Source organism: Tsuneonella sp. HG094 (genome assembly GCF_053819285.1).
In genome coordinates this window covers 1,533,170-1,552,569 of record NZ_JBSORA010000001.1, presented here as the reverse complement: position 1 = coordinate 1,552,569, position 19,400 = coordinate 1,533,170, and the positions used below count along the sequence as shown (strand labels likewise).

The 19,400-nt window shown below is 65.6% G+C and carries 24 protein-coding genes; 19 read left to right on the top strand and 5 right to left on the bottom strand.

The features are described 5' to 3' along the window. The first annotated feature begins 1 nt into the window (after window position 1). From ACWPMX_RS07740 to ACWPMX_RS07705, 8 genes are all read left to right on the top strand, one after another. On the top strand, window positions 2-403 hold the full coding sequence (locus ACWPMX_RS07740; protein ID WP_455699455.1) for a hypothetical protein: 402 nt from the start codon (window positions 2-4) through the stop codon (window positions 401-403). After that, complete coding sequence (locus ACWPMX_RS07735; RefSeq protein WP_455699454.1) at window positions 396-1,790, top strand: hypothetical protein; 1,395 nt, start codon at window positions 396-398, stop codon at window positions 1,788-1,790. The genes ACWPMX_RS07740 and ACWPMX_RS07735 overlap by 8 nt, the downstream gene beginning before the upstream one ends. 88 nt (window positions 1,791-1,878) lie before the next feature. Beyond that, window positions 1,879-2,184, top strand: coding sequence for a hypothetical protein (locus ACWPMX_RS07730; protein WP_455699453.1), 306 nt, complete (start codon window positions 1,879-1,881; stop codon window positions 2,182-2,184). After that, window positions 2,177-2,572, top strand: coding sequence for a hypothetical protein (locus tag ACWPMX_RS07725; RefSeq protein ID WP_455699452.1), 396 nt, complete (start codon window positions 2,177-2,179; stop codon window positions 2,570-2,572). The genes ACWPMX_RS07730 and ACWPMX_RS07725 overlap by 8 nt, the downstream gene beginning before the upstream one ends. Next, a complete protein-coding gene (locus ACWPMX_RS07720) occupies window positions 2,569-2,961 on the top strand; it encodes a hypothetical protein (RefSeq protein WP_455699451.1) in 393 nt (130 codons plus the stop codon). Before ACWPMX_RS07725 ends, ACWPMX_RS07720 begins: the two co-directional genes overlap by 4 nt. Continuing rightward, window positions 2,951-3,709, top strand: coding sequence for a hypothetical protein (locus tag ACWPMX_RS07715; RefSeq protein WP_455699450.1), 759 nt, complete (start codon window positions 2,951-2,953; stop codon window positions 3,707-3,709). Before ACWPMX_RS07720 ends, ACWPMX_RS07715 begins: the two co-directional genes overlap by 11 nt. After that, window positions 3,706-3,936, top strand: a complete 231-nt coding sequence (locus tag ACWPMX_RS07710) for a hypothetical protein (protein WP_455699449.1) — start codon at window positions 3,706-3,708, stop codon at window positions 3,934-3,936. Before ACWPMX_RS07715 ends, ACWPMX_RS07710 begins: the two co-directional genes overlap by 4 nt. After that, window positions 3,933-4,304 (top strand): hypothetical protein, encoded by a 372-nt coding sequence (locus ACWPMX_RS07705; protein ID WP_455699448.1) that lies wholly within the window; start codon window positions 3,933-3,935, stop codon window positions 4,302-4,304. Before ACWPMX_RS07710 ends, ACWPMX_RS07705 begins: the two co-directional genes overlap by 4 nt. 278 nt (window positions 4,305-4,582) lie before the next feature. Here the strand turns inward: ACWPMX_RS07705 and ACWPMX_RS07700 are convergent, their stop codons facing one another. The 3 genes from ACWPMX_RS07700 to copC form a co-directional block, all read right to left on the bottom strand. Next, window positions 4,583-4,855 (bottom strand): hypothetical protein, encoded by a 273-nt coding sequence (locus ACWPMX_RS07700; RefSeq protein ID WP_455699447.1) that lies wholly within the window; start codon window positions 4,853-4,855, stop codon window positions 4,583-4,585. Between the two features lie 374 nt (window positions 4,856-5,229). Further along, a complete protein-coding gene (gene copD / locus ACWPMX_RS07695; protein ID WP_455699446.1) occupies window positions 5,230-6,123 on the bottom strand; it encodes a copper homeostasis membrane protein CopD in 894 nt (297 codons plus the stop codon). A gap of 4 nt (window positions 6,124-6,127) precedes the next feature. Then, window positions 6,128-6,514, bottom strand: a complete 387-nt coding sequence (copC, locus tag ACWPMX_RS07690; protein WP_455699445.1) for a copper homeostasis periplasmic binding protein CopC — start codon at window positions 6,512-6,514, stop codon at window positions 6,128-6,130. Between copC and ACWPMX_RS07685 the strand changes: the two genes are divergently transcribed. The 8 genes from ACWPMX_RS07685 to ACWPMX_RS07650 all read left to right on the top strand — a co-directional run bounded on the left by ACWPMX_RS07685 (window position 6,500) and on the right by ACWPMX_RS07650 (window position 15,182). Then, window positions 6,500-6,925 carry a hypothetical protein gene (locus ACWPMX_RS07685; protein ID WP_455699444.1) on the top strand — a complete coding sequence of 142 codons (426 nt, stop codon included), beginning with the start codon at window positions 6,500-6,502 and terminating at the stop codon, window positions 6,923-6,925. The two genes, copC and ACWPMX_RS07685, sit on opposite strands and share 15 nt — an antisense overlap. Next, window positions 6,922-7,362, top strand: a complete 441-nt coding sequence (locus tag ACWPMX_RS07680; protein ID WP_455699443.1) for a periplasmic heavy metal sensor — start codon at window positions 6,922-6,924, stop codon at window positions 7,360-7,362. Before ACWPMX_RS07685 ends, ACWPMX_RS07680 begins: the two co-directional genes overlap by 4 nt. Then, window positions 7,359-7,931: an RNA polymerase sigma factor gene (locus ACWPMX_RS07675; RefSeq protein ID WP_455699442.1), complete on the top strand. Its 573-nt coding sequence runs from the start codon at window positions 7,359-7,361 to the stop codon at window positions 7,929-7,931. The genes ACWPMX_RS07680 and ACWPMX_RS07675 overlap by 4 nt, the downstream gene beginning before the upstream one ends. A 56-nt stretch (window positions 7,932-7,987) precedes the next feature. Then, complete coding sequence (locus ACWPMX_RS07670) at window positions 7,988-9,769, top strand: copper resistance system multicopper oxidase (protein ID WP_455699441.1); 1,782 nt, start codon at window positions 7,988-7,990, stop codon at window positions 9,767-9,769. Further along, window positions 9,766-10,824 carry a copper resistance protein B gene (locus ACWPMX_RS07665; protein WP_455699440.1) on the top strand — a complete coding sequence of 353 codons (1,059 nt, stop codon included), beginning with the start codon at window positions 9,766-9,768 and terminating at the stop codon, window positions 10,822-10,824. Before ACWPMX_RS07670 ends, ACWPMX_RS07665 begins: the two co-directional genes overlap by 4 nt. Window positions 10,825-11,030: 206 nt before the next feature. Then, entirely contained in the window at window positions 11,031-13,733 is a 2,703-nt protein-coding gene (locus ACWPMX_RS07660) for a TonB-dependent receptor domain-containing protein (protein ID WP_455699439.1), read from the top strand. 10 nt (window positions 13,734-13,743) lie between these two features. Further along, window positions 13,744-14,451 (top strand): hypothetical protein, encoded by a 708-nt coding sequence (locus ACWPMX_RS07655; RefSeq protein ID WP_455699438.1) that lies wholly within the window; start codon window positions 13,744-13,746, stop codon window positions 14,449-14,451. Beyond that, window positions 14,448-15,182 (top strand): PepSY domain-containing protein, encoded by a 735-nt coding sequence (locus ACWPMX_RS07650; protein ID WP_455699437.1) that lies wholly within the window; start codon window positions 14,448-14,450, stop codon window positions 15,180-15,182. Before ACWPMX_RS07655 ends, ACWPMX_RS07650 begins: the two co-directional genes overlap by 4 nt. Window positions 15,183-15,186: 4 nt before the next feature. On the opposite strand, the gene hutC is transcribed toward ACWPMX_RS07650, so the two are convergent. After that, window positions 15,187-16,002: a histidine utilization repressor gene (gene hutC, locus ACWPMX_RS07645; protein ID WP_455699436.1), complete on the bottom strand. Its 816-nt coding sequence runs from the start codon at window positions 16,000-16,002 to the stop codon at window positions 15,187-15,189. A gap of 109 nt (window positions 16,003-16,111) precedes the next feature. Here hutC and ACWPMX_RS07640 point away from each other — a divergent pair, with 109 nt between their 5' ends. Genes ACWPMX_RS07640 through ACWPMX_RS07630 form a run of 3 tightly spaced genes read left to right on the top strand, consistent with a single transcriptional unit; the run spans window position 16,112 to window position 18,883 of the window. Then, window positions 16,112-17,230, top strand: coding sequence for a beta-ketoacyl-ACP synthase III (locus tag ACWPMX_RS07640; protein WP_455699435.1), 1,119 nt, complete (start codon window positions 16,112-16,114; stop codon window positions 17,228-17,230). A gap of 52 nt (window positions 17,231-17,282) precedes the next feature. Continuing rightward, window positions 17,283-18,032 carry a phosphatidylserine decarboxylase gene (locus tag ACWPMX_RS07635; protein WP_455699434.1) on the top strand — a complete coding sequence of 250 codons (750 nt, stop codon included), beginning with the start codon at window positions 17,283-17,285 and terminating at the stop codon, window positions 18,030-18,032. Between the two features lie 29 nt (window positions 18,033-18,061). After that, window positions 18,062-18,883 carry a CDP-alcohol phosphatidyltransferase family protein gene (locus tag ACWPMX_RS07630; protein ID WP_455700748.1) on the top strand — a complete coding sequence of 274 codons (822 nt, stop codon included), beginning with the start codon at window positions 18,062-18,064 and terminating at the stop codon, window positions 18,881-18,883. Here ACWPMX_RS07630 and ACWPMX_RS07625 read toward each other — a convergent pair. Next, window positions 18,816-19,085: a hypothetical protein gene (locus tag ACWPMX_RS07625; RefSeq protein WP_455699433.1), complete on the bottom strand. Its 270-nt coding sequence runs from the start codon at window positions 19,083-19,085 to the stop codon at window positions 18,816-18,818. The two genes, ACWPMX_RS07630 and ACWPMX_RS07625, sit on opposite strands and share 68 nt — an antisense overlap. Between the last annotated feature and the right edge of the window lie 315 nt (window positions 19,086-19,400).

Genomic DNA, 19,400 nt, shown 5'->3' with positions numbered 1-19,400 from the left:
GATGACCACTTTCGAGGAGTGGCTGCGCCAGTTGCGCGCGGCCGGAAAGCTCGCGCCCAACGGGATCAACATCGATCGGGGGTTGCCGTTCGCGTGGACCTTTGCGCTGGGCGGTGACTGGACCGGGGCGACGATCGCTTCCAGCCTGAGGCTCGATCCCGATGCCGCCGGGGCGACGGTCGAGGACTTTACCTGCTCCAACGACGGATACGACGCGGACGCCGATGCGACCGAGTTCACCCTTGCCCTAACCGATGCGGAAACCGCCGCGCTGATCGCCGACACCGATGGCGATGCGCTGGTGCAACTCGCCTGGGACGTGGTGTTCACGCCCTCGGGCGGCGACACGATGCGCCTGATGGGCGGGATCGCAACCGTAACCGGAAAGGTGACCAATGGCTGACCTGACTGTCAACATCAACGGATCGCCAACGCCGATCTACCTCGGTGAAAGCACCGCGCTGGCATCGGCGAAAGCGGCGATCGCCACGTCTGCCGCCGCCGACGCGCTGGCGAGCAAGGAGGTCTCGCAAGCCGCCGCATTGAGCCTCGCGAACGTGTTCCAGACCACGGCGGCGGGCCTTGCCGCGGTCGGGCCGAACGAGACGTTCTGGGTGTTCTCGGGCGGGCTGCTGTCGCTCTACCGCGACGTTGCGGGGGTGGCGGTGCTGCTCGACAGCCTGCCGCTTTCGACGGCTGTTCTTGCGAAGCGCGCATTCGGCAGCACCGCAATGCAGTCGGTTGATACCGAACTCGCCGGAAGCGACGTGCCCGCCGACATCGGACCCATCTACATCGGGCACAACACGCAAAGTGCCGACGGCATCACGATCGACACTGCCGCGAACTTCCCGCCAGGCGTTGCGTTTCGCCGAGCCTTGGGGACGTTGGCCGCTCCCACGGTGGTCACCAGCAATACCCAACTCGGCTATCTCGACTTTCGCGGTTACAACAGCGGCAAACTGTGGAACGTCGGATCGCTGGACGTGCTGGTCAACGGGGCCATTGCGTTCGGCACCGACCAGCCTCCGCGCACGTTCATGCGGTTCGCGGTCTGCTCGAATGATAACCAAGCGAACGAGGCGATGCGCGTCCAGTCGTATGGTGATAGTGATGGCGTGGTCAAAGGTGCCGGTTTGTGGTCCGGCTTCATTGAGGCGGGCGACCCGGACAACGTATCTTACCTCCCGCGCAACGGTGCGCAGCCGCGCATCTACGCCGTGACCGGTGTGCAGGATTGGGCGGCGGTGTTCGACAGCCGGTTCGAGACCGCGCAGGCGCTCGGCGTGCGGATCGACATGTCGCGCGGGAACAACGAGGATTATGCCCTCGCCTTCGCGCTCGACGGCACCATCCGGGCATCGGTGCGCGGCGACGGAATGGCAGTCTTTCCGCGCGCTCGGCTCGGGATTGAGACCGATCCGCTGTTCGGATCACCGACACTGGCTATTGCCAACACCCTGAACGATTGGGCTTTCACCGCCGAAAGCCGCCCTGCGACGGGTGCTGGCTATGCGGCCCGGTTCCATACGCTCGGCGAATCCAGCGGGGATTACATCTTCGGCGGATCGTCCGGCGCGGGCGCGGGCACGTTCAAATTCTCGGTCAAGGGCAACGGAGACGTAGACACCGTCACAGCCTACAAAGTGGCGGGCACGCAAGTGGTCGGCGCACGGCAGGCGTTCATTCCAGACCCGGCAGGGGGAGCCACGGTCGACACCGAGGGGCGTGCCGCAACGTCTGCGATACTCGACCTGCTCGCCGCACACGGCCTGATGGCCGCGTCGTGACCACCGACGAATCCGTTGCCGTGCTCGGCATCGGCCTCATCATCCTGATCGGCCTCGGCACGATCGGCTTCGTGTTGTGGGGGCGGCTGTGAACGGCAACCAGGTCATCGACGGGCTGCAACTGCTATCGGGCACGTTGTGGCTCAGCGTCATGCTGTCGCGCCTGCCCTCCGTGCTGCGGATCGTGCGCGATCGCGATCCGAGCATCGCCGATTTCTTCGCCGCGTTCCTCGTCGGCAACGGCGCGGTGCAGCTCGGCTTCGTGCTGCGCTGGTGGCTCTACCCCAACGTCAAGGGACTGATGCAGCCGGGCGAGCTGGTGCTGTGGGGCTGCCTCTACCTCGTTTCCTCGATGCTCGCGGGCGCCTCGCACTGGCTCCCGCGCAATGGTTGAGGTGGCGGCACTGGTGCGGGCGCTGCCCGCTGGCACGATCAGCGGTTGGCTGCTGGTCTCGATTGTCCTGCTCGGCCTGATCAAGGCGTGGCCCGTGCTCAAGCGGCTGCGGGTGGAGGAAGACGGGTCGCTGCGCGGCGACCTCCTCCAGCGGATCCGCGCGCTCGAGGAGGCGATGGCCGAGGAACGGCGGCTGTGCCTGCACGAGCTGGCCGAGATGCGTCGCGATTACGAGGGACGGCTGTCCGCCCAGTCGCTGCAGATCGATGGCCTGCAGCGCGAACTCTACAACCTGCGGCTCGCATCGATGACCCACGTCTCGCGCATCGCGACGCCGGGGGAGATGGCCGACCGGGCGCGCAAGCTCGACGAAGGGAAAAGCGAATGAGCCTGCTCGACCAGTTCGACCTTTCGCAGGGCGACCTGCCGCCGTGGATCGTGAAGGCGGTGGCGGTCACTCGACCCCTCACGACGAGCGGCATCATCGCCATTCCGGTGATGGGCGCGTTCAGCGTAGGGCTGATCTCCGGCTTCGAATCGTGGTTCGTGGAAGCGGGCACCGGCGCGCGCATGGCGAAAGACAGCACGGCCTTCCTGCAGGGCATCCCCGATGCGGCCTATGCGATGATCGCCACGATCGCGCTCGGCTACTCGGCATCGAAGACGGCGGAGGCGATCAAGGCGCCGAAGCCGGCGGGCGGGGCCAGCCCCGAGCTGCCGACCGTGCCGGTCGAGACTCCGCCGGCGAGCGACGGAAGGCCCGACTATGCTCGCTGAGACGCAGTGGGCGCAGATATTCGGCGCGGCCAAGCGGCGCGGCGCGCGCTGGTCCGACCTGGCCGACGTCGAGGCGTTCAAACGCGAGGTCGAGGCGGCGCTGCCGCGCGAGCTGCCGGTGCCGACGTTCGGCGTGGCGGATGCCTTTACGCCCAACCTGACCGCGTTCTTCGACACGATGCGCGAAGGGCGCATTCTCGGCCCCACGCTGTCCGCTGACGAGGTTTCCGGGTGCGAGGCGATCATCGCGGCGTGCAGGGGCTGGCCGCTCTCGTGGACCGCCTACGCGCTTGCCACGGCCTATCACGAGACGGCGGGCACGATGCAGCCGATCAAGGAGCACGGCGGCGCTGCCTATTTCCGGCGGATGTACGATCCGCAGGGCGCGCGGCCGCAGGTGGCCAGGCGGCTCGGCAACACGGTCGAGGGCGACGGGGTGAAATTCGCCGGGAGGGGCTATGTCCAGCTCACCGGCCGGGCGAACTACGCCCGCGCGCAGGACAAGCTGGGCGCGCCGTTCGTGTCGGATCCCGATCTCGCGATGCAGCCCGGCCACGCCGCGGCGATCATGCGCGAGGGGATGCGCGACGGTTGGTTCACCGGGAAGTCGCTCAAAACCTACCTGCCCGAGAGCGGCAAGGCCACGCACGCCCAGTTCAAGGACGCGCGGCGGATCATCAACGGCACCGACCGGGCCGCGGACATCGCGACCTATGCGGTCGAGTTTCAGAAGGGACTGACGACATGACCGACCAGCAGATCAAGCAGATGACGGAGCGCTTCCTCGCGTGGAAGCTGCCCGAGAATTTCAACCCTGACGCGGGGATCAGCTTCAAGCGGGAGTTCAATGATAGCCCGGCCGCGATGAAGGCGCTCGGACTGAGCGAGCCGATGCGTCACGAACCGACGGGAACCAACCTCTTCGATTACACACAGGCCGAGGCGATGGTCCGGCACATGGTCGAGGGCCTGTGATCTTCGAATTTTTCCGCAAGCCCCTCGCCTGGGCGATCGCCGCCGTCGTGGTCGTCCTCGGCGTGCTGTGGCTGTTCGGTGCACTGACGAACGGCGAGCGGGCGAAGACCGAGGCGAAGCTCGGCCGCAATTCCGCCGAGGCGGCGATCGAGAGCGGCGGCGATGCGGTCGACACGGTCGGCGCGCAGGGTGGGGCGGAGCGGGCCACCGACACGATCACGATGGAGAATGCCGATGCGATCCGAAACGCCGAGGGCGCGGCTGCGCCTGTTGCTCGTCCTGCCCGCGATGCTGGTTTGCGCAGCCTGTGTCGGCGCGCCGCCTATCATCAGCGCCCCGAGTGCCTGCAGTTCACTCCTGCCCGATGACTGGCGTGGCGGTGTTCCGGGCGCTCCGCTGTCGGCGGGCGAGACGGTCGGCGACTGGATCCAGTTCGCAGACGCCCAGACCGGACAGCTCGACAAGTCCAACGATCGATACCGGGCGGCCGTCGGCATCGTCGAGCGATGCGAGGAACGAGACCGCGCCGCGGTAAAACGCAGTCGTCCGAAGTTCCTCGGGCTGTTCTAGCCGAACCAGCCCCTGACCATCAGCGCGAACCCGGAGAGGGTGACGAGCAGGATGAACGCGGCCTCGAGCTTGAGCTTCACGGCACCAGCCTCGGGACCGACACCCACTCGTCGGGCTCCTCGCGGAAGGCGATGATGTCCATCGGGTCGGTGCTGCCCGGCGACCAGCTCCAGCTATCCTCGGCGCGGTCGCGCCAGTTGCGCGCGTCGTAAGCACCCGACCTGGTGCGCGTGCCGATGCGGAAAATCACGGCGGGGCAGGTCGAGCCGGGCACGGGCATGCCGCTGCCGTCGTGCACGGTCCAACCGGCGGGGATGGCGACAGGCTTGCGGGTCGATCGGCGGGGCATCCCGCCCCGATAGCGCGGCTCAGCGCAGCTTGCACTCCAGCGCGAACAAATCGGGTCCGAAGTCGGCGATCGCGCGGCCCATGTGTAAACCACCTGTAAACCGCCTCCACAGCCTCTCCGCTAAGTCATTGAAAAGTTGGTCGGGGAGACAGGATTCGAACCTGCGACATCCTGCTCCCAAAGCAGGCCCGCTACCCGGCCAAGGCCGCCATGTGAAGAGGCTCCGCCGCGCCGGCCATTCTGCGAAAAGGTTGGACAACGGCCTCACCGGTTACGGAGGGGCGCTTCTTCCGAAAACAGGCGGTTGGACAACGCGAAGTAGCTGAATTCAGGGAATTGCCCCTGACCAGCCCTGTCCACCACCCTCTCCCGCCTCACGGCTCCAGCAGACCCAGCACCGCCACGGCCGCGAGGATCGCAAGCCCGGCGGCGAACTCCAACGCCAGGCTGCGGCGGAGTGTGTCGGCATCGCTGGTCGGTCCCGTGAGTCTCGGGACAAGCTTCCACCGGTGCAGGGCGGCCAGCCCCAACATGAACGTAAAGACACCGAGCTTCATCGCGAGGATCGTGCCGTAGGGTCCGGGCGGCCACCTCAGCGGGTCGCCGATCGCCGTTATCATCCAGACGTTCAGCAGGCCCGTTGCGGCGAGGATAGCGACGAAAGCGGTCCCGGTCAGGGAGAAGCGAGGAAGCTCGCGCGCAGCGACGCTCCCCGCCTCTGAATTCGCGGAGCGGATCAGGAGGAAGAAGGCTGCGATTGCGCCGAGCCATAGACCGGCTGCGATCATGTGAATGGCGTCGGCAGCGCGGTTCAGCGAGCCCGTTCCTCCCTCTCCGACCGCAGCGTGACCGCTCCATGAGAGTGTTCCGAGGGCGATGCTTCCCGCGAGGGTGATGATGGTCGCGGCCAGGGTGGGCTGGCGTCCCAGCAGCACCGCGGCGCAAGTTGAGACAGCGAGCGAGGCGACTTGCACCAGCCATGCCGTCCCGACGCTCGTCTCGAGTACGATCGGAGCCAGCATCGACCTATCGAGCGCAGGAATGGCGACGCCGAATATTCGGGCGGCGAGCGCCAGCATCCATGCGAACGAAAGTGGGAGGGCAAGCGCGCCTAGTACCAGCAGCGACCGGCGAATGGTCTTGACAACAGCGGGGTCGGCGCGCTCGACGGGACGCATCCCGTAGAGGAGAAATGCCGCCAGCCCCATGGCCAGCATCAGGTCGGCGTAAAGCGCGAACCGGACGCCGGCCATGAGCGGCTCGGCCATCGGATTATTTCACCGTAAAGCTGAACTCGTTGCCCACCCGGTGCGTATCGGCACCGGCGGCCGACCACTTTACCTTGTAGGTACCGGCAACCAGCGCGCGCTTGGGCGTCAGAGTCAGCGACTTGCCGTCCTTGCCCATCGCCGATGAGAAAGCGACTTTCATCGGCGGGTGATCCGCCATGCCCGGCATCCCGGTCATCACGAGCTCGGTCTTCACCGTCGAGGCGATCAGCTTTTCGTTGAACTTGAGCTGGATCGCAGTGGCCTTGGCCACCTTCGCGTTCGCCGAAGGCGTGGATGCCACCAGCTTCGCGTGCGCCAGCGCGGTGCCCGGAGCCAGCATCAGCGCCGAAGCGGCAATGGCGGCGAGCATGGAATGGCGGGACTTCATCATAAAAAACTCCAAGTCGGTATTCGTCCTGCTAATACGCATGGATTGGCGGCGCCCCTTGCGGTGATCGCTACGCAATTCCGGGAGGCGGGCGAGGGCTACGCGAATGCGCCGCGTATGTCTCGATTGGAAGGATCCGTGAAGGCAATGCACGACAGGTTTCGCAAATTGGGATCGGCTGCCATGCCGTCTGCGCTCGAATCGCTCGATGACCGGGTGATTGCCGGAGTTGCGCGCCGCAAATCCGAAATGGCCGCAAACCGCCGGCTGATGGCGATTGCCGCTGTGTTCTCGCTTACCGGCGGCATTGTCGCGGGCACGTTTGTACCGGTGAGCGCTACCGCGAACACGCTGACACCGCTCGCTCCCGCGAGCCCACTCGATTCCATCATTCGGTCGGTTGACCGATGAGTTCCACTATGCGGCTCGCCATTATCGGCGCAGTCGCCTTGATCGCCGCCATCGTCGGTGTCGTGCTGGGCCGGGTCCTCATCGAGCCGCCGCGGCAAAACGAGACCGAACTGCATGCCCTCATGCACCGCGAGCTGTCTTTGACCGCGGAGCAGGAGGCTCGCCTCGACGCGATCGAGGCGCGTTACACCGGGCAGCGCGAGGCGCTCGAGCTGGAGTTGCGCGCGGCCAACATCCGCCTGGCGCAGGCGATCGAGGCGGAGCACGGTTACGGCCCCCGGGTCACCCGCGCGGTCGACGACATGCACATGACGATGGGTGCGCTGCAGAAGGAAACCCTGCGGCACCTGTTCGCGATGCGCAGCGTCCTCGACGAGGACCAGGCCGCCATGTTCGATCGGGTCGTGGTCAAGGCGCTGACCGACGAACCGAGGTGACGCTCGATCTGTCGCAATGCAGCGACCGTGAACTCGCGGCGCTGGCCCAGGTCGGGCGGCAGGATGCCTATCGCGAATTCCTTGCTCGCTACAAGGCGCCGGTTTTTCGCCTGATCCGCGGCAACGTGGGCGACGAAGGGGAGGCGATGGACCTGACCCAGGAAACCTTTGTGTCCGGGTTCGCCGCGCTGTCACGATACGACGGGGATCGCCCGTTCAGCACCTGGATTTCGCGGATCGCGCTCAACAAATGCCGCGATTGGGGGCGGCGGCGCGCTGTCCGTTCGTTCTTCACCCGCGCCGTGCCGCTCGAGAGCGCCTACGACATCGCGGGCGACGCGCCCGCTATCGACGACGAGGCGGCGGATCGCGCAGAACTTGCTCGAGTCCAGAGTGCGATCGTCGATCTCCCGGCGAACCTGCGCGAAGTGATCGTGCTGCGCGGAATCGAGGAACTGAGCCAAGCCGAAACCGCGCACACACTGGGGATCACCGAAAAAGCGGTGGAGACCCGACTTTATCGTGCGCGGGCCCGGTTGCGCGCGCTTCTCGGCGACGAAATGGATTGAGGGACAGGCGCGCAGGCTGCGTATCCCTTGCACACTCACTGGATTACGGGTTCCTCATGCACATCGATCGGCGGCGCTTCATCGGCGGAGCAACGGCAGGCGGCGCGACCGCGGCATTGGCCGCGTGGTACCCTGCCTGGGCGCAGCCTGTGTCCGCCGGGTTAGTCTCCACTCTGCCGACGGTGTCGGGCGAGGACATCACGCTACGCGTCGCACGCCAGACGATGCGGATCGACGGGAAGGTCAGCCGGGCGATCGGCATCAACGGGACGATACCGGGTCCGCTGATTCGCCTGCGCGAAAGGCAGCGGGCGAAGCTCACGGTAGTCAACGACCTCGACGAAGACACCTCGATCCACTGGCACGGCCTGATCCTGCCGTTTCACATGGACGGCGTACCGGGCATCAGTTTTCCCGGCATCAAGCCGCGATCCACGTTCACCTATGAGTTTCCGATCCTGCAGGCGGGCACCTATTGGTACCACAGCCATTCGGGATTGCAGGAGCAATTGGGCCACTACGGGCCGATCGTGATCGACCCCAAGGGCGCCGACCCCGTCGGCTACGACCGCGAGCACGTGATCGTCCTGTCGGACCATAGCAGGATGTCGCCGGGGGAAATCTTCCGCAAGATGAAGGTCAACCCCGGCCACTTCAACATGCAGCGCCAGACGCTCGGTGGGCTGCTCGCGGGCAAGGACCAATCGCTCGACGAGCGGGTCGAATGGGGCCGGATGCGGATGGACCCGACCGACATCGCCGACGTCAACGGGTCGACCTACCAGTTCCTCGTCAACGGACACGGGCCTGCCGACAACTGGACTGCGCTGTTCGCGCCGGGCGAGCGGGTGCGCCTGCGCATCGTCAACGCTTCGGCGATGTCGATCTTCAACGTGCGCATTCCCGGCCTTCCGATGAGCGTAGTGCAGTCCGACGGGCTCAACGTGGTGCCGGTCGCGGTCGACGAGTTCCAGATCGGCGTCGCCGAAACCTACGACGTGGTCGTCACGCCAACCGAGGATCGCGCCTATACCTTCGTCGCCGAGGTAAACGACCGATCGGGCATGGCACGCGCGACCCTTGCGCCGCGCGCGGGCATGATTGCGGCGGTCCCGCCCCTTCGCGAGCGGCCGCTCGCCACGATGAAGGACATGGGGATGGGCGGCATGGGCGCGGGCGATGCGGCCTGCGCACCTGAACATGCCGCGATGGGCCACTGCACTCCCGCCGCCGACGCTGGTGGCGACCATGCCGCAATGGGGCATGGAGCCGGCGGAATGGACCACTCGATGCGCGACTTCAGCGTGGCACCGCAGGTGGCGCGCGATCCCGGAGTCCAGACGATTTCGCCGATGCCTGTCGACCGCATGGGCGAGCCGGGCCAGGGACTCGAAAACGTCGGCCACAAGGTACTGACCTATCACGACCTGGTGGCGCTTGATCGCAATCCTGACGTGCGCGCGCCGGATCGCTCGCTCGACATCCACCTGACCGGCAACATGGAACGGTTCATGTGGTCGTTCGACGGCAAGAAGATGTCGGACGTCCATGAGCCCATTCCCTTCATTGAAGGCGAGCGTGTGCGCGTGAACCTCATCAACGATTCGATGATGGTCCACCCGATCCACCTCCACGGGCATTTCTTCGAGCTGGTGACGGGCAAGGGGGACCGCGCGCCGCGCAAGCACACGGTTCTCGTCCAGCCGGGCGGAACCGCGACGTTCGACTTCACCGCCGACGCACTCGGTGACTGGGCGTTCCACTGCCACCTCCTCTACCACATGCACGCCGGGATGATGCGCGTCGTGAGCGTGCGCCCGCGGGAGGACGCGGCATGAAGTCCGCGGTCGTATTTCTCGCCGGCATCTCGGCGCTCGCTGTCGCCGCCCCGGCGGCTGGGCAATCGCATGACGGCCACCACGGCGATCACGCTGCCGAGGCACCGGCACCGCCCAAGGAGGAGATGGGTGAGGAACGCTGCTCGCCCGAGCACGCGGCGATGGGCCATTGCACGCTGGAAGAACCATCCGTTGCGCCGATCGCTCCGGCCGGCGACCCGGAATGTCCACCCGAGCACGCTGCGATGGGGCATTGCACGCCTGCCGAGGTTGAGAAGCCCGCACCGACTGGTGCTGTGGGAACCGACCTGCCTCCCGGCGATGCTCCGGCTCCCCCACCGCCGTCGGACTGGTACGCCGACAGAGTATTCTCCAAGGCGGAAATGGACCATGCCCGTCACGCGATGATGGGCGATCACGGCACGGTGTCTTTCGGCACCATCGCCTTCAACCTCGCCGAGTATCAGGCGCGCAAGGGCGGCGACGGATATCGCTGGGACGCCGAAGGCTGGCTCGGCGGCGACATCGACCGGGTCGTCGTGAAGAGCGAGGGCGAAGGAACGTTCGGCGAAGCGATCGAGGTGGTCGAGACGCAGTTGCTCTACGGCCGCGCGCTCAACCCCTACTTCAACCTGCAGGCGGGTGTACGGCAGGATTTCGGTCACGGACCGGACCGGACTTACGCCGCCATCGGCTTCGAGGGCCTCGCTCCCTACTGGTTCGAGGTGGAGGGCGCGCTGTTCGTTTCGAACAAGGGTGACTTCCACGCCCGTTTCGAGGGATATTACGACCAGCGCATTACCCAGCGATTGATCCTGCAGCCGATGGCGGAGGTGAACTTCGCATTGCAGGACGTGCCCGAACGCGGGACCGGCTCGGGCCTGTCCGATATCGAAGCGGGGTTGCGGCTGCGGTACGAAGTGGTGAAGGAATTCGCGCCTTACGTCGGTGTCGAATGGACCCGCAAGTTCGGAGACACCGCGCGATTCGCGCGTCTTGCCGGGGACGCCGCGAGCGCGACGAGCCTCGTCGCCGGACTTCGGATCTGGTTCTGAAATGGCCGCAGCGCACTTTTTTGTGCGCCGTGTCGATTTCTTGTCGCAAATGTGAGGGGTGAGCTCGCGAATTGCGTATTGCCTACGTCAATCCGCCTTTGACAAACCCCTATAAGCAATTGAAAAAATACACATTTTTCGATTGACCTGTATATACAATTGATGCTCTCTGCTGGCCAAGCAAAGCCAAGAAGGGGGTTTTCGCCATGAGGATCAAGACAATCTTGCTGGCCGGCGCCGCGGCCGTCAGCAGCTTCGCCGCACCCGCTGTCGCTCAGACCGCAAGCGTGCCGGCCACTGCCGACGAAACGACAGCGACTGCCGGCGACATCATCGTCACCGGTTCGCGCATCCGCCGCCAGGACCTGGCCGGGGTCGGACCTGCGACAGTCGTCTCGGCCGAGCAGATCGAGAACACTGGCGTCGTCAACATCGAGACGGTGCTCCAGCGCCTGCCGGCGAACGCCGGGTTCGCGGGCAACCAGACCTCCTCTTACTGGACCGGCAACGGCTACGGCACCGCGCAGGTCAACCTTCGCGGCCTCGGCATCAAGCGCACGCTGGTGCTGCTCAACAACCGCCGCCTCGTGGCGGGTGGCACCGGGGCAAACTCCTCGCCTGACCTCAACATGATTCCGGTCGTCGCGCTGGCGCGGACCGATGTCCTCAAGGACGGTGCTTCAGCGATTTATGGCGCGGACGCGATGGCGGGCGTGGTCAACCTGATCACCCGCACCGATTACGAAGGGCTCGGCGTCAGCCTGCGCCAGGGCATCACGGAGCGCGGTGACGGTGCCGATTTCACCGCCGACCTGCTGTGGGGCATTCGCAACGACCGCGGCGGCGTGCTGGCCGCGGTGACGTACCAGAAGACCGAAGCCGTCAACATGGCGACCCGCGCCCCGTGCTCGCTGGGTGAAACGTCGCCTGGCGTCCTGTCGTGCGTCAACAGCGCCTCGACGATCGGCGGGCGCGCGGTGCTGCCCAATGGCCAGCAGATCAACTTCAACCAGGTGCCGGGTGGCAACGGCAATTTCTTCGAGCCCTACAGCGCCGCGAAACACAACTTCAACTCGGCGCCGTTCCTCAATGCGGTCAGCCCGATCGAACGCGTGAGCACCGCGCTGTTCGCCGACTACGACATCACCGACGGTATCGAGGCGTTCGGCGAATTCCTCTATACGTTCCGCAAGTCGAGCCAGATCGCGACCCCGGGTACACTGCGCAATCTGGCGATTTCGGCCACCAATCCCACGAACCCGACGGGCCAGAACATCGTCCTCGTCCAGCGTCGCCTCGCCGAGCCGGGCCCGCGCCAGTTTTTCCAGGAGACCGACACCTGGCAGGGGACGCTGGGACTTCGCGGAGGCCTTGCAAACGGCTGGGCGTGGGAAGTAGCCGGTGCCTTCGGACGTAACACCGCTGTGGACGGTTCGACCAACATCGCCAACCTCGAACGCGTGCGCAATTCGATCGACACGACGAAGTGCAGCTTGGCGGCTGGCGCGGCCATCCCGTGCGCCGACTACCTCGGCTTCGGCGACCTGACGCCGCAGGTGCTCGACTACATCCTGTTCACCTCGCGCGATCGCGGCGGCAACGAACTCGCGACGGTGACGGCCGACCTCAACGGCGATCTCTTCAGATTGCCTGCCGGTGCGGTGTCGTTCGCCGCAGGACTTGCCTATCGCAAGGAGAAGGGCTGGCGGGACCCCGATCCGCTGACCGTGCTCGGCATCGCCAACACCAACCAGCAAAGTCCTATCTCGGGCAAGAGCGTGGCGAAGGAGGCCTTCGTCGAACTGTCGGTGCCGGTCCTGGCGAACACGCCCTTCTTCGAGGCGCTGACGCTCGACGGCGCGGTCCGCTATTCGGACTACGACCTGTTCGGCAGCGACTGGAACTACAAGGCGGGCGTCGACTGGGTCATCAGCGACACCTTCCGCTTGCGCGGCACCTATGGGACCGGCTTCCGCATCCCGAACGTACCCGAATTGTTCGGCGGCGTGTCCGAAGGCAATCTGACCACGACCGATCCGTGCTCGCGCTACGGCACCAGCACCAACGCCACGCTGGTCGCCAATTGCCGCGCATCGGGAGTGCCGACGAACTACGTCCAGCTCGGCACGACGATCCTGACGACGGTCGGCGGCAACCAGGACCTGCAGCCGGAAAGCTCCACCACTTGGACTGTCGGCACGGTTTTCTCGCCCAAGGCACTGATCCCGGGGCTTACGCTGACCGCGGACTGGTTCGACATCACGATCAAGGATGCGATCCGCGCCATTCCGGGTTCGACCAAGTTGGCGGTCTGCTATGCCGCACCCAACCTCGATCATCCGTTCTGCGACGATTTCACCCGCAGCCCGCTGACCGGCGAAGTGACCTACCTTTCGGCGCAGCCCATCAACACGGGTCGCGAAGAAATGAGCGGCCTCGACCTCGGTCTCGTTTACCAGACCGGGATCGGCGCGGTGGACGTCTCGCTCGACCTCAACGCGACGTACCTCAACAAGTACGTCGTCTATCCCTTCCCGGGCGGTGCGCCGATCTTCTTCGACGGGTTCATCGGCGGCGGCAACGGCGGCTACCCCAAGTGGCGCGGCTATGGCGTGCTGACGGCGGAAAAGGACGGCATCAGCGCGACCTGGTCGACCCAGTGGATCGGCAAGGCGACCGATTTCAACGCGGCGCCCAACCAGATCGGGTACCGGACGCCGAACGTGTTCTACCACAACCTGCAACTGGCCTTCGAGGTCGATGCAAAGACCCGGTTCCAGATCGGCGTCGACAACATGTTCGATCGCAAGGCACCGTACATTCGCAGCTTCACCGATGCGAATACCGACACGATGACTTATGACTTGCTCGGCCGCCGCTTCTACGTCGGCTTCCGCACGGCTTTCTGAGGGTATCGAAATGGCAGTCCGCTGGCCGCTGCTCGTCAGACGAACGCATAAATGGCTAGCCTTGCTGGTTGGCGTCCAGGCTCTGCTCTGGACGGTGACCGGTATGTACATGGTGATCGTCCACATAGACATAATACATGGCGATCACCTCATCCGTCCGGCGACGGTAGAGCCCTTCGGAATGTCGCAACTCGCAGAGCCATCGAAAGTCGTCGCCGCGGCCGCCGGCGCGTCGGAAATCCGCTTGCAGCGGTTTCTCGGCGTGCCGGTCTGGCGTGTTGAAACCCCCGAGGGCGCGAAGCTGTTCGACGGCGCCACCGGGGTGCCGCTCCCGCCACCCACGGAATCACAGATCCGCGCCTTGGCACGGTCTTACTACACGGGCGATCCAGAGATCGTCGCTGTGCGCCTGCTGACCGAGTCCCCGCTTGAGATGCAGTCGAAGAAAGCGCCGTTCTGGCAGGTCGAGTTCGTCGGCTGGAACCGGCCGACATTGTACCTGTCCCCTACCACCGGTGAACTGATCTCTCGCAGGCACGCGCTGTGGCGCATCTTCGACTTCGCCTGGATGCTGCACATCATGGATTACGACACGCGCACCGATGTCAACAATCCGCTGCTTCGCGTGGCGACGTGGTCGACTTTCGCGATGGCGGTGATGGGCGCATGGCTGCTGATCTGGTCGTTCCCGCGCCGCCGCAAGAGGAAGACGGCATGACGCGCCTTCGGCTCAGTCCACTGCTGTTCCGCCGCATCCACAAGTGGGTGGGGCTGATCCTCGGCATCCAGTTCTTGCTCTGGGCGCTCAGCGGCTCGATGATGGCACTGCTCGACATGGACAAGGTCGGCGGCCACGATGGTGGGATGGGCCACGCGCACCCGCTACCTGCGGGAGAGTATGCGGCCCTGGCTTCGCTTCCGCGTGACGAACCGGTGACCGGCCTCGTCCTTCGCGACATTGGTGCGCGCCCGCTCTACGAAGTGCGCAGTGCGAAAGGCGTCCGCCTGATCGATGCGACGACGGGCGAGGCCATCACGGTCGATCAATCGACGGCGCGCGAGGTCGCCGCGATGATGAACGATGCGCCGATCCGCAGCGTGAGCGTGCTGGCGAAGCCCAATCTCGAGGCGCGCGATCACGCGGGTCCGATGTGGCGAGTCGATTTCGCCGACGACGAGAACAGCAGCGCCTATGTGTCGATGGATACCGCGCGCTTCCTGGTGATGCGGGGCGATACCTGGCGCACGTGGGACTTCTTCTGGATGCTCCACAACATGGACTACGTGAACCGCAAGAGCTTCAATCATCCGCTGATCATCGTCGTCGGCTTCAGCGCCTTGTGGATGGCGGGGACGGGCTTCTACCTGCTGTTCAAGAGTTTCAGCCGTGCCGATTTCCGGTGGCTGCGTCGCCGTCGCAGGTTGCAGCCCGCGCGAGGCGCGACCTGACGCGTCAGCCGTTGATCGAGAACGCAGCGGACAACTCGAACCGCGTGCCGGGATGGGTCAGCCAAGCGTGGGAAACCAGCCGGCCCCCGCTCCACGTCCGCCGCATCATGTGCAGCACGGGCTCTTGCGCACCCAGCGCGAGCAGCTCGCGCGTCTTCCCATCGGGCATGATGGCGCTGACGCGATGCTCGACCCGCTCGAGCGGAGCGATCCGGGTGAGGTACTCGTTCGGCGTCGTCGTGGTGAAATCGGTCTCGCCATAGCGCGGCGCAATCGATGCAAGGACGATCCGCTCTTCGAGCTGGATCGGAATTTCGTCTTCGTGATGGACGATGATCGAATGGAACACGCGCGTTCCGGCAGGCACCCCGAGCAGTGCGGCGTTCTCGGGCGAGGCGCGCTGGCCCCGGTTCTGTACCACGGTTGCGCGATGCGCGTGCCCGCGTTCTCGGATTTCCTCGGCGATGTTGCGGATTTCGATCATCTGGCCGATCGGGCGTGGTTCGGCGATGAACGAGCCGCTTCCCGCGCGCCGGACGACCACGCCTGCTGCCTGCAGTTCGCGCAGAGCCCGGTTGGCGGTCATGCGCGAGACGCCGAACTGTTCGACCAGCTCGGCTTCGGAGGGAATCCGATCGCCAGGACCCAGCCTGCCGTCGCGCACCTCTCCCGCGATCCAGAGCTTGATCTTGGCGAAGAGGGGCGCAGCCGCGCCTGTCCCGTCATCGCTCACCCCGGCAGGGTGCGCAGTGTCACGAACGACTTTGCGGCGGTTGGCCGATGTCACGGATTCCATCAGCGGTATATACAGGTTGTGCACGAAAAATTCCAACCCATCAGAATGATTTAGGACCGATTCCTGTCGGGCTTCATCGTCGCTGTTCCCGCGCATCCTGTCCGGCAGTGCAGCGCGGCGTAATTCGCCGGGCATGCATCTCCCCGTCATCTCGGCCACCGGCCTGTTCACTCCCGCCGACAGCATCAGCAACGAAGAACTGGTCGCCAGCTTCAACGCATACGTCGACCGGCACAATGCCGCCAACGAAGCCGCGATTGCATCGGGGGAGGTCGCGGCGCTCGAACCCAGTTCGGTCGAGTTCATCGAGAAGGCGAGCGGGATCAAGGCACGGCACGTGGTCGACAAGGCGAGCGTGCTCGACCCCGCCACTATGTGCCCGCGCATCCCCGAGCGCGCCAACGACGAGCTGTCGATAATGGCCGAGATCGGCACGGCTGCCTCTCGCGATGCGTTGCACCGCGCAGGGCGCGCGCCGTCCGATGTCGACGCCGTGCTCTGCGCCGCGTCGAACATGCAGCGCGCCTATCCTGCGATGGCGATCGAGATCCAGCACGCGCTCGGCATCGACGGGTTCGGCTTCGACATGAACGTCGCGTGCTCGAGCGCCACTTTCGGAATCCAGACGGCGGCCGACTACATCCGGGCGGGCAACGCGCGGAGCGTGCTGGTTGTCAGCCCCGAGATCACCAGCGGCCACCTCAACTGGCGCGACCGGGACAGCCATTTCATATTCGGGGACGTTGCGACCGCGGTGCTCGTCGAAGACGCCGAGATGGCCCCGGCGTCGCACTGGGACATCCTCGGCACCAGACTGAAGACGGTGTTTTCCAACAACATCCGCAACAATTTCGGCTTCCTCAACCGTGCGGCGCCGGACGCGCGCGACACGGCCGACAAGCTGTTCGTCCAGGAAGGCCGCAAGGTGTTCAAGGAGGTCGTCCCGATGGTCGCGCAGATGATCGTCGATGAGGCGGAGCGTCTCGGCATCGATCCGCACGCGCTGAGGCGCCTGTGGCTGCACCAGGCGAATGCGGGCATGAACCGCCTGATCGCGCACAAGGTGCTCGGCCACGAAGCGAGCGCGGACGAGAGCCCGACGGTGCTCGATACCTATGCCAACACCTCGAGCGCGGGGTCGATCATTGCTTTCCACAGGCACTCCGACGACCTCGCAACCGGCGACACCGGTTTGATCTGCTCGTTCGGGGCGGGCTATTCGGCGGGCACCGTGTTCGTACGCAAGTCCTGAAGGGCAGGCAGTTTCGCTTGTGACAATCGGCCTCGCGACCTAAGCCCGCGCCATGGCCGGAGAAATACTCGACAACCGGGGGCGGGGGGATGCGCACTGGGCCTGGCCCGCGATCCACCCCGAAGGGCGCAAGTTCGCGCTGATCACTGCAGCCGCCAGCCTCGTGACCGCGATGCTGGCGTGGGAGACGCTGGCCTGGCCACTGGCATTCCTGACGGTCTGCATCGCGGCGTTCTTCCGCGATCCCGAGCGCGTGGTCCCGCAGGGCGAAAACCTGATCGTTTCGCCCGCCGACGGGATGGTCTCGCTGATCGCGCAGGTCGAACCGCCGCAGGAGTTGGTGGTCGATGACGGCAGCGGAACGCGCGGCCTGACCGCAGGGCCGGTCACGCGGGTCTCGATCTTCATGTCGGTGTTCGACGTGCACATCAATCGCGCGCCCATCGGCGGCACGGTGCGCCGGGTGGTCTACATCCCGGGCAAGTTCATGAACGCCGACCTCGACAAGGCGAGCGAGGACAACGAGCGCCAGCACATACTGATCGAACGGCCCGACGGAAGCGCGATCGGGTTCACCCAGATCGCCGGGCTGTTGGCGCGACGCATCGTTCCGTTCGTGAAGCCGGGTGACCTGGTCGCAGGCGGGCAGCGGGTCGGCCTGATCCGCTTCGGCAGCCGGGTCGACGTCTACCTTCCAGCCGGGACCGACGCGAAAGTCGTGCTGGGCCAGACCGTTGTCGCCGGAGAGACCGTGCTGGCCGAAACCGGCACCCAGAAGCTTATCGAGGGCGTAAACCAGTGACAGACGAAGATCGCCCGCGGATCGGCCCGATGGCGGCCGAGGATGAAGTGCCGATGCGCCCGCGCGGCCGGATGCGCGGTCTGCCGATGCGGGCCGTGCTGCCCAATGCGATTACGGCGGCGGCGATGTGTTCGGGGCTGACCGGCATTCGCTTCGCCATGACCGAGATGTGGGCCGCAGCGGTGATCGCGGTGGTGATCGCGGGCGTGCTCGACGGGATCGACGGCCGCATCGCCCGATTGCTCAAGGCGCAATCGCGCTTCGGGGCGGAGCTTGATAGCCTGGCCGATTCGCTGAGCTTCGGCACCGCGCCCGCGCTGATCCTATTCCTGTGGTCGCTCAACGACCTCACCCGGATCGGCTGGTTTGCGGCGCTCGCCTTCGCGATCTGCGGCGCCCTTCGCCTCGCCCGGTTCAACGCCCAGATCGACGTGAAGGAGCAGCCGCACAAGTCGGCGGGGTTCCTGACCGGCGTGCCCGCACCGGTCGGGGCGGGGCTCGCGTTCCTGCCCGTCTATCTGTGGATGGCGACCGGGAACGACTTGTTCCGCGATCCGCTACTCGTCGCGCCGTGGACCGCGCTGGTGGCGTTCCTGATGGTGTCAAACCTCGCCACGCTGAGTTGGGGCCGTATGCGTCCGCGCAGCGACCTGCGGATCGCCATCATCGCTGTGGTGGGTATGGTGTTCGCAGCCCTGCTTTTGGAGCCGTGGTGGACGCTGGCGGCGATCTGTTTCGTCTACCTGGCAACCATGCCGTGGTCGATCGCGCGCTATGCGCGGATCAGGCGGCAGCGCGCAGCGGCGCCGGTGCCCGCAGGGTTCGACGCGGCGACCGCCGACCTGCACTGACGGCAACTGCGCGAAGAGCCGGCATCCGCACGTCCTCTACGCCGTCCATCGTCACCGTCACCATCCGCACGAGATCGTTGCGAACGAGATCGCCGCGCAACTGCCGCAGCGCGATGCGGCTGCGGACGATTGCATCGGCCAGCGTTATGACACTGGCGAGGGCGACGGTGGCGAACAGCGCGACGAGAAGGATGGCGATCATCTTTTCTGGACCTTCAGGTTGCCGCAGGTCTGTTGACAGCCTGTGGACGAGAAGTGGAAAACTCCACATCGCGAGACGTTCCCGCGACTCGAGCAACGTTCCCTATTTGTTCTCGCCCGTCAAGGGGATTCACGCCGAGCGCCCCGCTGCGCGCGACGAATTGAGGGTGGATTTTCCGTACTCCTAGCGCTAAGGGCCGCGCCGTCCGATGCGAATCCTTCCGTCCGGAGGGGCAATGCAGCGGGCAAATCCACATGGAGAGCGCCACATACCGGTGCCGTTCGCGGGATCTCCGCGAGGGTTCCAGCTCTCCAG

Excerpts from the sequence above, each read along its gene's own strand:
- ACWPMX_RS07700 (WP_455699447.1), bottom strand. The coding sequence starts at position 4,855 with ATGCCCCGCCGATCGACCCGCAAGCCTGTCGCCATCCCCGCCGGTTGG.
- ACWPMX_RS07670 (WP_455699441.1), top strand. The coding sequence starts at position 7,988 with ATGCACATCGATCGGCGGCGCTTCATCGGCGGAGCAACGGCAGGCGGC.
- ACWPMX_RS07650 (WP_455699437.1), top strand. The coding sequence starts at position 14,448 with ATGACGCGCCTTCGGCTCAGTCCACTGCTGTTCCGCCGCATCCACAAG.
- ACWPMX_RS07735 (WP_455699454.1), top strand. The coding sequence starts at position 396 with ATGGCTGACCTGACTGTCAACATCAACGGATCGCCAACGCCGATCTAC.
- ACWPMX_RS07725 (WP_455699452.1), top strand. The coding sequence starts at position 2,177 with ATGGTTGAGGTGGCGGCACTGGTGCGGGCGCTGCCCGCTGGCACGATC.
- copD (WP_455699446.1), bottom strand. The coding sequence starts at position 6,123 with ATGGCCGAGCCGCTCATGGCCGGCGTCCGGTTCGCGCTTTACGCCGAC.
- ACWPMX_RS07665 (WP_455699440.1), top strand. The coding sequence starts at position 9,766 with ATGAAGTCCGCGGTCGTATTTCTCGCCGGCATCTCGGCGCTCGCTGTC.
- ACWPMX_RS07740 (WP_455699455.1), top strand. The coding sequence starts at position 2 with ATGACCACTTTCGAGGAGTGGCTGCGCCAGTTGCGCGCGGCCGGAAAG.
- ACWPMX_RS07685 (WP_455699444.1), top strand. The coding sequence starts at position 6,500 with ATGGCGGGACTTCATCATAAAAAACTCCAAGTCGGTATTCGTCCTGCT.
- ACWPMX_RS07625 (WP_455699433.1), bottom strand. The coding sequence starts at position 19,085 with ATGATCGCCATCCTTCTCGTCGCGCTGTTCGCCACCGTCGCCCTCGCC.
- ACWPMX_RS07635 (WP_455699434.1), top strand. The coding sequence starts at position 17,283 with ATGGCCGGAGAAATACTCGACAACCGGGGGCGGGGGGATGCGCACTGG.
- ACWPMX_RS07655 (WP_455699438.1), top strand. The coding sequence starts at position 13,744 with ATGGCAGTCCGCTGGCCGCTGCTCGTCAGACGAACGCATAAATGGCTA.
- ACWPMX_RS07710 (WP_455699449.1), top strand. The coding sequence starts at position 3,706 with ATGACCGACCAGCAGATCAAGCAGATGACGGAGCGCTTCCTCGCGTGG.
- ACWPMX_RS07660 (WP_455699439.1), top strand. The coding sequence starts at position 11,031 with ATGAGGATCAAGACAATCTTGCTGGCCGGCGCCGCGGCCGTCAGCAGC.
- ACWPMX_RS07720 (WP_455699451.1), top strand. The coding sequence starts at position 2,569 with ATGAGCCTGCTCGACCAGTTCGACCTTTCGCAGGGCGACCTGCCGCCG.
- copC (WP_455699445.1), bottom strand. The coding sequence starts at position 6,514 with ATGAAGTCCCGCCATTCCATGCTCGCCGCCATTGCCGCTTCGGCGCTG.
- ACWPMX_RS07630 (WP_455700748.1), top strand. The coding sequence starts at position 18,062 with ATGGCGGCCGAGGATGAAGTGCCGATGCGCCCGCGCGGCCGGATGCGC.
- ACWPMX_RS07715 (WP_455699450.1), top strand. The coding sequence starts at position 2,951 with ATGCTCGCTGAGACGCAGTGGGCGCAGATATTCGGCGCGGCCAAGCGG.
- ACWPMX_RS07680 (WP_455699443.1), top strand. The coding sequence starts at position 6,922 with ATGAGTTCCACTATGCGGCTCGCCATTATCGGCGCAGTCGCCTTGATC.
- ACWPMX_RS07640 (WP_455699435.1), top strand. The coding sequence starts at position 16,112 with ATGCATCTCCCCGTCATCTCGGCCACCGGCCTGTTCACTCCCGCCGAC.